At 34.6% G+C, this 13503-nt stretch carries 13 protein-coding genes; all 13 read right to left on the reverse strand.

The features are described 5' to 3' along the window. Positions 1 to 117: 117 nt before the first annotated feature. Complete coding sequence (locus SPJ17_RS00755) at positions 118 to 672, reverse strand: hypothetical protein (RefSeq protein ID WP_321091784.1); 555 nt, start codon at positions 670 to 672, stop codon at positions 118 to 120. A 115-nt stretch (positions 673 to 787) separates the two neighbouring features. Next, complete coding sequence (locus SPJ17_RS00760; protein ID WP_321091786.1) at positions 788 to 2092, reverse strand: aspartate kinase; 1305 nt, start codon at positions 2090 to 2092, stop codon at positions 788 to 790. Positions 2093 to 2101: 9 nt separating this feature from the next. Then, positions 2102 to 3142 (reverse strand): aspartate-semialdehyde dehydrogenase, encoded by a 1041-nt coding sequence (locus SPJ17_RS00765; protein ID WP_321091788.1) that lies wholly within the window; start codon positions 3140 to 3142, stop codon positions 2102 to 2104. Positions 3143 to 3345: 203 nt separating this feature from the next. Continuing rightward, the gene (dapB, locus tag SPJ17_RS00770; protein WP_321091790.1) at positions 3346 to 4056 is read right to left on the reverse strand and encodes a 4-hydroxy-tetrahydrodipicolinate reductase; all 711 of its coding nucleotides are present in this window, start codon (positions 4054 to 4056) and stop codon (positions 3346 to 3348) included. Then, positions 4056 to 4940 carry a 4-hydroxy-tetrahydrodipicolinate synthase gene (dapA, locus tag SPJ17_RS00775; RefSeq protein WP_321091792.1) on the reverse strand — a complete coding sequence of 295 codons (885 nt, stop codon included), beginning with the start codon at positions 4938 to 4940 and terminating at the stop codon, positions 4056 to 4058. Before dapA ends, dapB begins: the two co-directional genes overlap by 1 nt. Positions 4941 to 4943: 3 nt before the next feature. Next, complete coding sequence (gene dapF / locus SPJ17_RS00780) at positions 4944 to 5759, reverse strand: diaminopimelate epimerase (RefSeq protein WP_321091794.1); 816 nt, start codon at positions 5757 to 5759, stop codon at positions 4944 to 4946. A 3-nt stretch (positions 5760 to 5762) separates the two neighbouring features. Then, complete coding sequence (lysA, locus tag SPJ17_RS00785) at positions 5763 to 6998, reverse strand: diaminopimelate decarboxylase (protein ID WP_321091796.1); 1236 nt, start codon at positions 6996 to 6998, stop codon at positions 5763 to 5765. 301 nt (positions 6999 to 7299) lie between these two features. Beyond that, a complete protein-coding gene (locus SPJ17_RS00790) occupies positions 7300 to 8205 on the reverse strand; it encodes a DegV family protein (protein WP_321091798.1) in 906 nt (301 codons plus the stop codon). 12 nt (positions 8206 to 8217) lie between these two features. Beyond that, positions 8218 to 9219: an NAD(P)H-dependent glycerol-3-phosphate dehydrogenase gene (locus SPJ17_RS00795; protein ID WP_321091800.1), complete on the reverse strand. Its 1002-nt coding sequence runs from the start codon at positions 9217 to 9219 to the stop codon at positions 8218 to 8220. Between the two features lie 2 nt (positions 9220 to 9221). Further along, entirely contained in the window at positions 9222 to 10526 is a 1305-nt protein-coding gene (gene der, locus SPJ17_RS00800; RefSeq protein ID WP_321091802.1) for a ribosome biogenesis GTPase Der, read from the reverse strand. 31 nt (positions 10527 to 10557) lie between these two features. After that, a complete protein-coding gene (locus tag SPJ17_RS00805; protein ID WP_321091804.1) occupies positions 10558 to 11934 on the reverse strand; it encodes a S1 RNA-binding domain-containing protein in 1377 nt (458 codons plus the stop codon). Beyond that, positions 11924 to 12592 carry a (d)CMP kinase gene (cmk, locus tag SPJ17_RS00810; protein WP_321091806.1) on the reverse strand — a complete coding sequence of 223 codons (669 nt, stop codon included), beginning with the start codon at positions 12590 to 12592 and terminating at the stop codon, positions 11924 to 11926. The genes SPJ17_RS00805 and cmk overlap by 11 nt, the downstream gene beginning before the upstream one ends. 59 nt (positions 12593 to 12651) lie before the next feature. Next, entirely contained in the window at positions 12652 to 13380 is a 729-nt protein-coding gene (locus SPJ17_RS00815; RefSeq protein ID WP_321091808.1) for a pseudouridine synthase, read from the reverse strand. Between the last annotated feature and the right edge of the window lie 123 nt (positions 13381 to 13503).

Below are 13503 nucleotides of genomic sequence, written 5' to 3' on the forward strand. Positions count from 1 at the left end.
TACTATAGAATATCTATTACGTAGAGGTGTGAACACACCAAAGCGACTTCAAGTTCTTTGAAGCACTTAAAAAAGGAGCCTAAGCTCCTTAAGGGGAAATTTATTTACCCCTTTGTTCTAGCTATAGGTATCGTAATTAATATCATCTACATTACTATTATAAAGCAAAACAAAGAATAGTAATAAAACAATTAAGATTAATGAGCTTAAGCTCATTGTTGAACCTGTAAATGTGCCCGATAAAGCGAATGCAGCTTCAATTAATAATAAAATTATACTAGATATTACATATCTTCTATTCGTTAAGGATACAAATACAGCTACTATACAAAGTATAGTCATCATTAAATTAAAAATTAAAGAATACTCTCCTTGAAGGAATATTTCATAAATATAATATACACCAGAAGATGCAAAATATAGAATCAAGGCCGTTAAGAATAGCACCTTATCCATCATTCTTCTTACACCGATAATTACAAATATTAATTCTGATGCAAATATACAGATGTATTCAATTAAAAGTAATAGATGTAATGTAATATCTTCTCCCATTTCAGCAAAATATTTTATGCTTGTAATCGTTCCTGTAATATTAGGAATCATTAATGCCATAGAAACTATTCCAAGTACTACAGCTAAAATATATTTATTCTTTCTTATAAATAACATATATATCTCCTTCTTTCGTAACAATTATAAATGGCATTTCTTTCTTTTTCAAGATTATAAAAAGAAAATCAAGCGTCATTTCGATAAGCTTGATTTCTTTATTAGCATAAAGTTCTTATTTAATTAATGCATCATATAGTAATGCGATAGTTTTTTCATAATCACTTGCAGAAACACCAATAATGATATTTAATTCTGCAGGTCCCTGGGCAAGTAATCTTACATTAATCTTTTCATTACCTAGGGCTTGGAAGATTTTGCCACAAATACCGGCACGTTTAGCCATATTTCTACCTACGACTGCAACTAGGGCTAAATCTTTCTCGAAGGTTACATCAGCACCTAGCTCCTTCTTTATTTCTGTGGCAAGTTCATATTGGCATTTTTCAGCCTGAGAATATGGAACAACTACAGAAAACGAATCAATTCCAGATGGAACGTGCTCAATGGATACCTCATAGTTCTTGAAAATATCTAATGTCTTAGCCATGAAGCCTACCTCATTCGACATATGATCCTTGAAGATGTTAAATGCACAGAAATCCTTCTTTCCTGCAATACCTGTAACGGTTTGTGTTGAATCCTCACAAACCTCACGAATGATTGTACCTGGATTTTCAGGCTCATTTGTATTTCTTAGGTTGATTGGAATATTTAATTGCTGAACAGGGAATACCGTTTCTTCATGTAATACGGATGCTCCCATGTAGGATAATTCTCTTAATTCCGCATAGGTAATCTCTTTGATTGCCTTAGGGGATTTAACTAATCTAGGGTCAGCAGATAATACACCTGAAACGTCCGTCCAGTTTTCATATATTGTCGCATTTAAAGCTCTAGCTAAAATGGCACCTGTAACATCAGAACCACCTCTACTTAATAGCTTAATAGAGCCATTAGGGTATGCACCATAAAAGCCTGGTACGACAATTTTTCCGTATTTAGAGAAGGCTAAATTAACATTTCTTTCTGTTAATTGCTCATCTAGCTTTCCATCATAGTTATATCTTAATAAATCCTTAGCATCTACCCAGTGATAGCCTAAATAGGCTGCCATTAGCTTTGAAGTTAAGTATTCTCCTCTAGATACTAAATATTCTTCAGAAATAGATTTATTCAATTCATTCTTTAATGCATCTAAATCACTTTTGATATCATAATCAATTCCAAGTTCATTTTGAACCCCTGTGAATCGATCATATAGCATAGTCCAAATATCCTGATATGGAACTGAAAATTTTAAATGTGCGTGAAGGATATATAATAAATCTGTGATTTTTGTATCTGATTTATCTCTTTTTCCAAGTGCGCTACATACAACTATTTTTCTTTTGGGGTCAGATAAAACGATATTCTTTACCTTTGAAAATTGAGTAGCATTGGAAAGTGAGCTTCCTCCGAATTTTGTAACTGCTAGCATAAAATCCTCCTAAAAATCTAAGCCGACAAGCTTCAATGCGATTTGAACTGCATTCGTTGCGGCACCCTTTCTTACCTGATCTCCACAGCAGAATAATGTAATACCATTCTCATGGATTAAATCCTTACGAATTCTACCAACATAGGTAATGTCCTGATCGGATGTAACAATAGGCATTGGGTAAATTGCGTTTTTTGGGTCATCATATAATTTAACATTCTGCTCCTTCGCAATTTGACACCTTACCTCTTCTACACTTAATACATCCTCTGTATATACTGTAACTGCAATAGAATGGCTTCTTACAACAGGTACTCGAACACAAGTACAGGTAACCTTTAAATCCGGTAGATGCATGATCTTTCTACCTTCATTTTGCATCTTCATTTCCTCAGTTGTATAGCCATTATCCTTCATGGAGCCAATCATAGGGATAACATTACCAGCGATTTGGTATGCGAATACCTTTGCATCTACATTACCCTTATTAGGAACGAGTCCTGTTTCTTTATATTCCTTATCTAATTCTTCCATTTGCTCCATTAATTCAACAGGACCTGCTGCACCTGCCCCAGATGTAGCCTGATATGTACAAGCATTCATTGCCTGAATTTTAGAAAGCTTATTGATTCCCTTTACTGCCATTAATGTAATAATGGTAGAACAGTTAGGGTTAGAAATAACACCCTTGTTTTTAAATACATCTTCCCCATTAATTTCAGGAACAACGAGTGGTACATCACTATCCTGACGGAAGGCACTTGAATTATCAATGAATACAGCACCAGCCTTAACGATATCATCCTTGAATTCCTTTGCAACGGCATTTGATGCAGCACCAAGTACGATATCAAGACCACCAAATGCCTCATGGCATGCAAGCTTGATTTCTATTTTCTTACCCCTGAAGGTAACCTTTTTACCAACACTTCTTTCACTTGCTAATAATCTTAATTCATCAACAGGGAAGTTTCTTTCTTCTAAAACCTTTAACATTTCACGACCAACTGCTCCAGTTGCGCCTAAAATTCCAACATTATATGTCTTCATACAAATCTCTCCTAGGTTATAAATATAAATTACTTGTATTATACGCTTATTTACATATGTTTTCAACGCGTGAAAACATTTTCTGTACGCAATTTTAAAACGAGTGTTTTTAAAGCGCGTACACATGTATTAGGATGTTTTTTATTTTATTATCCTAGAGAATAGATTAAAATTACGCTCAGAAATTTGAGCGTAATTTATATCTATTTTCCAAATAAAACATCTTCCATATCATAGTAGCCACACTCTTTATCTAAAAGCCATTTTGCAGCCTTAATGGCACCTACTGCAAAAATCTTTTTGGAGTGCGCAGAATGCTTTAAGGAAATAATTTCATCCTCACCACAGTATAAAACCTCATGCTCACCTACAATAGTGCCTCCACGAAGGGAGTGGATGCCAACCTCATTCTTGCTTCTTGGAGAATAGCCATCTCTTCCAGGTCGAATGGTATAGCCTGTTTCATCTGTAATAGATTTTAATAGCATTTTCGCTGTACCAGAAGGAGAATCTACCTTTTTATTATGGTGTGCTTCTACCACTTCAATATCAAAGGAATCCTTTAATATAGGAGTAACCTCCTTAACTAAACGATTTAATAGAATTACGCCTAAGCTAAAATTCGCACTGCGAAGCACTGGAGCTTCTTTTGATAATTCTTGAATTTTTGCTAATTCTATATCACTATAGCCAGTAGTTGCAAAAACAACTGGCTTTTTTGTTTTCTTTACAAAAGAAAGAATCATATCTAAATTTGCTGGATTTGAAAAATCAATAATGACATCAAAATCCTCTTTTACTTCTTCTAGAGCCTTATATTTACACTCAAGTGCTACATTCGCTGCTAATTCATCATCTAACATGGAAGATATGATTTTTCCCATTGCGCCATAGCCAACTACACAAGCCTTCATTAGAATATTAGCTCCTTTACTCGATCAATTTCATTACATAAGGTTTTTCTATCTGATTCTGTTAGATAATCTAAAGGAGCTCTATAGCCACCTACACCATAGCCTAAATAATTCATTGCTTCCTTTACTGGAATTGGGTTAACCTCAATGAATAAATTATTGATTAATGGTAATAAATCCATTTGAATTTTATTTGCTTCCTTATATTTTTCATCTAAGCATAATGCGCATAGCTTAGCTGTTTGCTTAGGAGCAATGTTTGCTAAAACAGAAATGACACCCTCTGCACCAATAGACATCATTGGCACAATGATGTCATCATTTCCACTTAACATATGGAAATCCTTAGAAAGTAAACGAGATACCTTCGCAGCATAGCTCATATTACCAGATGCTTCCTTAATACCCCAAATATTTGGGTGATTCGATAATACCTCTAGAGCATGTATGCTCATAGACATACCCGTTCTGCCTGGTACATTATACATAATTACAGGGCACATAGATGCATCAGCAACCATAGTAAAATGCTTAATTAAACCGGATTCATTTGTCTTATTATAATATGGTGTAATAACAAGTACAAAATCCGCACCAAGCATAGAATACTTCTTGGACATTCTTACTGCCTTTTCTGTTTCATTAGAACCAGAGCCTACAATTAATGGTACTCTCTTATTTACTCTTTTTACAGAGAATTCTACCATCTTTTCTTCCTCTTCAAAGGTTAGAGTTGATGATTCCCCTGTTGTGCCTAAAATGACAATTCCACCAGAATTGTTATCGCAGTGGTAATCTAATAATTCACCAAGCTTATCAAAATCAACATCACCATTTTCCTTAAATGGTGTTACAAGTGCTACAATACTTCCCCTTAATTCCATAATTTATTCCTCCTCATTAAAGTCACATTCAAAGATTTGATTTGCTCCTCCTGTAACATATATTATACCTTTCTTCGTTATTTCTACCTTTAAGCTATCCATATCTACATGACAGCAAACATTTGTTTTTGTAAGTCCAAGCTTTTGAGCTACAACAGCACTAGCTGCACAACCATCACCTGAGGATGTCGTAAAGCCTATTCTTCTTTCATAGGTTTTAACCTTTATATTTTCCTTATCCTCTACTAGAACAAAATCAACATTTGTCTTTTTCGTAAACAAAGAATAATTGGAAATTTCTTCTGCATATTCTAATATTGGTGAAAAGAAATCATCCACAAAGATTACTGTATGTATATCACTTAGAAATAAGGAATAGATTGTTACAAATCGATCCCTAATTCTTATCGTTCTACCAAAGCAATTTAATTCATCATCTACACCAATCATAGAATTATTGAATATTGGTTTTGCAAGCTCAAGCCTTAAGCTAAATGGTCTTTCCTTTAAAAGCTCTACAGTTATTCTTCCAATACCTGTAATAACATCTATTTTATTCTTTTTAAATAGATTATGGCTATGGCAATATTTTGCAAAGCATCTAAGGCCATTTCCACTCATAGGCATTCTAGATCCATCAGGGTTATAGCATATCATTTCTAAAGGATTTTCCTTTATTACTAAAAGCCCATCGGCACCAACCCCAAGATGCCTATCACATAGCATTAAAGCAAGATGTGCATAATCCATAACATATGGATCAAAGGGAATTATTATAAAATCATTCCCTGATGCATGTAATTTTGTTACATGAATCATTTTTTACACTTCCCTTTCAATTAATTCGTCTAAGGTTTGTCTTCTTACAGCTAAATAATCCTTACCATCCTCAACAAATACAACCGCTGGAGTTAATGCCTTATTATAATTTGAACTCATAGAATATCCATAGGCTCCTGTTGTGTAGGTGATTAATAAATCACCTATAGCTGCCTTTGGAAGCCTTGCACCTTCAATAATTAAATCTCCACTTTCACAGCATTTACCTGCAATGGTTACAACCTCAGTTTTTTCTTCATTTTCCTTCCCAACAATATCGCAATCATATTTTGCTTGATATAGAGCTGGACGAATATTATCCGTCATACCTCCATCAATAAAATAGTATTCCTTATTTGGTGTTTTCTTCATAAAGCCAATGGTATATAACGTATATCCTGCTTCAGCAACTATAGATCTACCTGGCTCTATGCATAGCTTTTCTATTTTTATATTCGTCTTTTTTAAGGCCTCTTCTGCAACCTCAATTAAAGTTTTAGAAACAATATCAAATGGAATAGGCTTATCCTCATCTGTATAATGTACTGCAAAGCCTCCTCCAATATTTAATACAAGTGGGAAATCAAATTCCTTTGTTATATTAAGTAGCTTTTCTAAAGCTGCCTTAAAGGCATTTAAATCAAAGATTTGAGAGCCAATATGGGAATGGAAGCCTTTGAACTTAATTAAAGGATTCTTCTTAATTACCTCGAGCATCTCTTTATAATCCTCTGAATTATATAAAACGCCAAATTTTGAATCCACATGAGATGTGACAATGAATTTATGTGTATGGGCCTCAACACCTACATTCATACGAATTAAAATGCGAATACTTTTAGATAGTTTCTTTGTAATTTCATCAATGGCATATAATTCCATTAAATTATCTACAACGATTATTCCAATACCAATAGATATTGCGTATTCTAATTCCTCTATAGTTTTATTATTTCCATGGAAATAAATCCTATCCTTTGGAAAATCCACCTTTAATGCAGTATATAATTCACCCATAGATACAACATCTAGGCTCATACCTTCCTCTTTAGCAATTCTTAAGACCTCTTTAACGGAGAATGCCTTTGAGGCAAATAAGACCTCTGTTTCAAATTCATTCGATTTGAAATATTTTAAATATCCTTCCATGTTTCTTTTTAAATGTGCTACATCATAAATGTAAAGTGGAGTGCCATATTTTTCTTTTAAATATCTTACATCTACCTTTGAAATTTCCATAAAAATCCTCCTGTTTCATCAATAAAAAAGAGCGCCTAGGCGCTCTATTATGTCAAATTGGTATAATTTTATTAGCGCCTCTGCAAAATTGCAGGAGTGATATAGGTATTCCCTATATCCCCATAGCCTATAAATGCCTTTATAGCTATTCGGCAGTGGTTACCTTTCCTATACTTCCTAAGGTGCCCCTTCCGTATAGTACTTTGATACACTGCTACCTCTAATTATTAATTTGAAAATATTGTATCATAAGAAATAAAGCTTTTCAACATTACTCATATAAAATTATTTTGAAAGCCTTTTATTTACAATCTGGAACTTCTTTTTTTGAAATATAGAAGAATGCGGAAGCACCAGGACCTACATGAGCACCTACAACTGGAGAAATCTGATGAATTTCACAATCCGTAGGTAATTGATCCTTAAGATATTCCTTCATGGTTTCTACATTTTTAATTTCTGTTGAATAACCAAATTCAAAAGGATATTCCTTATTAATTGGTAATTCCTTAATACAATCATTAATTTTCATAAATGCGTGCTTTAAACCACGCTGCTTAGAAATTGGAATTAGCTTACCTGCCCTATCTAGCTCTATTACAGGCTTTAGCTGTAAAATATTTCCAACCGTTGCTGAAAGGCGAGATAATCTACCTCCACGATATAAATACTCTAGTGTATCTGGGACAGCATAGAAATTGATATGCTTAACCATATAATGAATATCATCTAAGACATCCTTTATGGTTTCATATTCGTGCGAAATTAATCTAAGAATCATTACCTTAACTGATCCTAAGGCTGTATGAGAATCCTCCACATAAATTTCTTCATTTTCTAAAGAATCCTTTGCGATTAAAGCACTATTATAAGTACCACTTAAAACACTAGAAATAGGAAGCACAACAGGAATATATCCATCCTTAATGACATCCTTCATCGCATTTTCAAATGCGACGGGTGTTACCATAGATGTTTTGATTGGATTATTCACATTGAAATGGCTTTTTACCTGTTGTAATAGGCCTTCCTTCTTTTCCTCTTCAAATACCATTTTATAGAATTCATCGGTAGTAATATCGATTCCATCTAAATAATCTTTTCCTTTATAGGATAAAGTTAAAGGTAAGACCACAACGCCAAGCTTCTTTGCATCTTGTTGGGAGATTCCACAAGAGGAATCTGTGATGACTCTAAACTTTACCATAATTTTTCCCCTTTACCAATATTTTTCGGTTTTAAGGCTTCTAGCTAATAGGTTATGTAAGGCTTCTTTAGCTGAAAGCTTTCCTTCCACAACCTGATATGCTTCATCGATAATTGGTAGCTCTAAATTATATTTTATACCAATTTCATGGCCCGCATGAATGGCACGAACACCCTCAACCGACTGTACGATTGAGCCCATAGCCATATCCACAGACATACCTCTACCGATTTTTAATCCACATTGGAAATTTCTTGAATTCATACTCGATGCAGTAACAATTAAATCTCCAATGCCAGATAAACCATAAACGGTTTCCATCTTGCCTCCCAAAGAAAGAACAATAGAAACAATTTCTTTAATACCTCTTGTGATGAGCATAGCTCTTGCGTTTTCTCCAAGTCCCATACCAGATGCAACTCCAGAAACAATCGCAATGGCGTTTTTCATTGCACCACCAGCCTCAACACCGATAACATCATCCGATGTATATACTCTCATATATTTTTCATTCGAGAATAGCTTTTGTACAAAGGAGGCTAATTCTAAATCCTTTGATGCAGCAACAAGCGCTGTTGCCTTTCTTAGGATAACCTCCTCTGCATGAGATGGGCCGGATAATGCAACATAACCCTTTAAAAATTTTTCATCAATTTCTTCTTCTACAATTTCTGAAACTCTCAAGGACGTTTCAGGCTCGATACCCTTACTTACATTGATGAATAGAGTTTTTCTTTTTAATAATGTATTCGCTTCCTTTAATACCATACGCATAGCCTTTGTAGGCACACAAAGTACAACAACATCCGAAAAATCCAAGGTTTCTGATAAGGATAATGTCGCACGAATGGTTTGAGGAATAGACATTCCAAAGAATGGATGTACATGCTCTTGATTGATTTTATCAATAAAATCAGGATTGATGTCACGGATAACAACGAAATTGCCGTTATCTGTTAATGTCTGTGCTAAGGTTGTACCCCAAGCACCTCCACCTAAAATGGAAACATTCATAATTAGTCCCTCTTTCTTAATTCAATTTTAATTGGGGTTGCGAAGAAATCAAAATTCTTACGAATTTGATTTTCCAAATATCTCTTATAAGAGAAATGTAAGAATTTTGGATCATTTACAAATAAACTAAAGGTAGGCGGTTCTACACCAACCTGAGATCCATAATAAACCTTAAGCTTTCCACCATTAAATTCACTTGGTGGGAACATTTGCACAGCATCGATGATTACATCATTAAATACAGAAGTCTGAATTCTTCTATGATATGCATCATAGGCCTGATTAATGGCTGGGAATAGAGTTTGTACTCTCTTGTTTTCCTTTGCGGATAAAAAAACAATCGGTGCATGGTCTAAGTATTTATAATAGCCACGAATATCATCAATCCATTTTTGCATAGTCTTAGAATCCTTTTCGACAAGATCCCACTTATTTACTACAATAATACAAGGCTTATTGTATTCTTCAATATATTGACCTACATGTAGGTCCTGTTCAATTATGCCTGTTCCGGCATCTAAAAGTAACAATACAACATCACTTCTACCGATTGCATCTACACTACGAATGACGGAATATTTTTCAATGTTTTCATATACCTTTCCTCTTTTTCTTAAGCCTGCAGTATCGATAGCTACATATTCCTTATCGTATGCCTTAAAGCGTGTATCAATAGAATCTCTCGTTGTTCCCTCAATTGGAGATACGATAACTCTATTGTCATTTAATAATGCATTCGTCAAAGAGGATTTACCGACATTTGGTCTACCAATCATACAAAAATGAATGGCATCATCCTTCTCCTCCATAGTCTTCTTTGGTAAGGATTCTAACACCTGGTCTAATAGGTTACCTGTACCAATACCATGAGAGGAGGATACAGGAATCGGCTCACCAAGGCCTAATGCGTAAAAGTCGTAGATATTCTCTCTAAATTTCTGGTCATCCACCTTATTTACAGCTAAAATGACCGGCTTATTTGTTCTATAGAGAAGCTTTGCAATATATGTATCATCATCTGTAACTCCGCTACGACAATCAACCACAAAAATAATGACATCCGCTTCCTCCATTGCGATTTCCGCTTGTGCCTTTATTTCTGTTAAAAAGGGAGCATCTCCAAGTTCAATGCCCCCTGTATCAATCAAGAAAAATTCCTTTGAAAGCCAGGATGCCTTAGAATAAATTCTGTCCCTCGTAACACCTGGTTGATCATCAGTAATGGATAATCTAGTACCAATGATACGATTAAATAATGTAGATTTACCGACATTTGGTCTACCTACAATCGCCACCTTAGGTAACATAAGTATTCACCACCAATTTTAATAAATTATTTTATTTCTTTAATTCGTCTGCTACAACATCACCAATGGTTGTAGTAGCATCTTCTGCTTTCATATGCTTTGCATATTCCTTTTCGAATTCAGCTCTTTTTACTCTCTTAATAGATAATCTAAGCTTCCATTCCTTAGGGTTAATTTCAATAACCTCTGCAGTTTCTTTATCTCCTACATTGAAATATTTTGTTAAATCATCAATTCTTTCTGTAGAAGCCTCAGAAATAGGTACAAAGCCATCAACGCCAAAGGCACTAACTCTTAAGCCCTTAGAAACGATTTCGTTAACTGTAATTTCAACCTTATCCCCAACACTTGCAGTAACATCCTTCCAAGGATTATCCATTAAAGCCTTTCTGGATAAGGCAATTCTTTCCTTTTCTAAGTCGATAGAAAGGATAGCAACCTTAACCTCATCGCCAATCTTAACAAAGCTTGCATAATTATCGTTAGGGTTATGAGAATATTCACTTCTATGTAATAGACCCTTAACCTTAGGTGCAACCTCAATTAATAATCCAGCAGGAAGCTTGTTAGAAACCTTACCAGTGATTTCCTCACCTACAGTATGAGATTCGGCAAATAAGCAGAAATTGGATTTTACTAAAGCCTTTCTGGATAATTCAAGCTTGTTGTTTTCCTTAGTTAATACCTTAACCTCAATTTCATCACCTACAGTAAGTTCCTTAGTGATATCGATGAAATCATGGCTAACCTCAGAAACCTTAAGTAAGCCTGTAATATATTCAAATTTAACTAAAGCGCCATATTTTTCAACCTTGATAATCTTACCCTTTAGTACATCACCAACATTGATTTTTTCATATTCAGCTAAACGATTCTTTTGATATTCCTCTTGTTCAACTACCTTACGAGATACAACAAGCTTCTTTCTTGACTCATCTACCTCAATAATCTTAACCTCTAGAGTATCACCAACCTTTGCAGAGCCTGCTAAAGATTTAGGTAAGAATGCCTGTACTCCATTATATTTACAAACGAATCCGGCATTATTTTGAGCCAGAGATTGAACAGTAACCTTAATTAAGGAATCCTCATCCTTTAAGCCCTCAAAAGCCTTAAATTCTTCTTCAGCTAGCTGATTTAGATGAGATAAATAAATATGCTCCTCAGTTACAGATGTAACTGTAGCCTCAATAGTATCATTAACATTAACTAAGCCCTTAAAGGATTCTACATTCTTATCCTTAGTATAGTGGTCAAGATGCATAATACCTTCTGTAAATTGACCTAAGGAAATAGCAATTGTCTTATCATCGATGATGGAAACAATTTCACCAGTTACCTTATCTCCCTTTTTAATTTTCTTTTCAAAACTTTCTTCCAATAACTTTTCGAAATCCTTATTTTCCATTTTCATTCAACCTCTCATTAATTAGTCTTAAAATTTCTTGACAAACCTCATCGATTGTCATATTTGTTGTATCAACTAAAATTGCATCGCATGCCTTCTTTAAAGGAGCGATAGCTCTATTAGAATCCTTATAATCTCTTGCCTTGATTTCCTCTAAGATTGTATTGTAATCGGATTCAACACCTAAGGCAACATTTTCCTTGCATCTTCTTTTTGCTCTTTCCTCAGGAGTTGCTGTCAAGAACACCTTTAAATCTGCATCAGGGAATACAACAGTTCCGATATCTCTTCCATCCATTAGGATATTACCATAATTTCTACATTCTCTTTGGAAATCGACCATCTTATCTCTTACTGCCTTAACCCTAGAAACCGCTGATGCATTATTTGTAACTTCAGATGTACGAATAAACCCGCTCACATCCTCGCCATTTAAGAATACCTTTCCATCCTTGTAAACGACATCAATTTCATCGATAAAGGAATATTCGTTTTCATTTTCTACATCAATTTTTCTTTTCAACGCCTCAAGTGTAACTGCGCGGTACATTGCTCCTGTATCAATATGCGTAAAGCCAAGCTTACTACATACGAGCTTTGATATGGAGGATTTTCCACTACCTGCAGGACCATCAATGGCAACAACAAAATTTTTCATATTAAAGTCCAACCCTCTACTTGTACTATTTTATCACAAAATAATCTATTTTGTAAATGCTACAGACTATATAATTTCTTTATTTCATGAGGTTTTAACGGCCTATATTCTCCAACCCCAAGTCCATCTAAGGTAACTCCGCCAAAGGATACCCTCTTAAGCTTTTTTACTAGAAAGCCTACCGTCTCACACATTTTTCTTACTTGGCGATTTCTACCCTCTGTAATCGTTATTGTTAAAAGTGAGGAATCATTTTTACGATTGAGCTCTAAAATTTCCACCTTAGCTCTTTTGGTCATAACTCCATCAATCAGAACACCCTTAATTAGCTTTGTAACTGCAGGCTGATCAATGATTCCACTAACTCTTACCTGATATTCCTTTTCTACTTCCTTTTGGCTTCTCGTAAGCCTATAGGATAATTCACCATCATTGGTCAAAAGTAATACTCCTGAGGTATCATAATCCAATCTACCAACAGGGAAAACTCTCGTTTTCTTTGTTTCTGGATCAAGTAAATCCATGACGGTTCTTCTACCTAAGGTATCACTTACGGTAGTTAAATAACCTGTAGGCTTATTTAATACATAATACACATGCTCTTGCTTAAATAAGACCTTACCATCCACCTCAATGACATCCTTTTTAGAGACCTTAGTGCCAAGCTCAGAAACGACATTACCATTTACCTTAACTCTACCTTGGCTAATTATTTCTTCACATTTTCTTCTTGAGGCAACACCGCAAGAAGCCATAACCTTTTGAAGTCTTTCCTTATTATCATCCACGACAATCACCATTCCTTTGCTTCAAAATTTATAAACGTTTATAGTATACCATAAAGATATAGCATTTACCACTTTAAAAACGATATTTTATTATGATATAATAATAAAATGTATGGAGGTAAT

Source organism: Anaeroplasma sp., assembly GCF_034179385.1.
Lineage (GTDB): Bacteria > Bacillota_I > Bacilli_A > Acholeplasmatales > Anaeroplasmataceae > Anaeroplasma.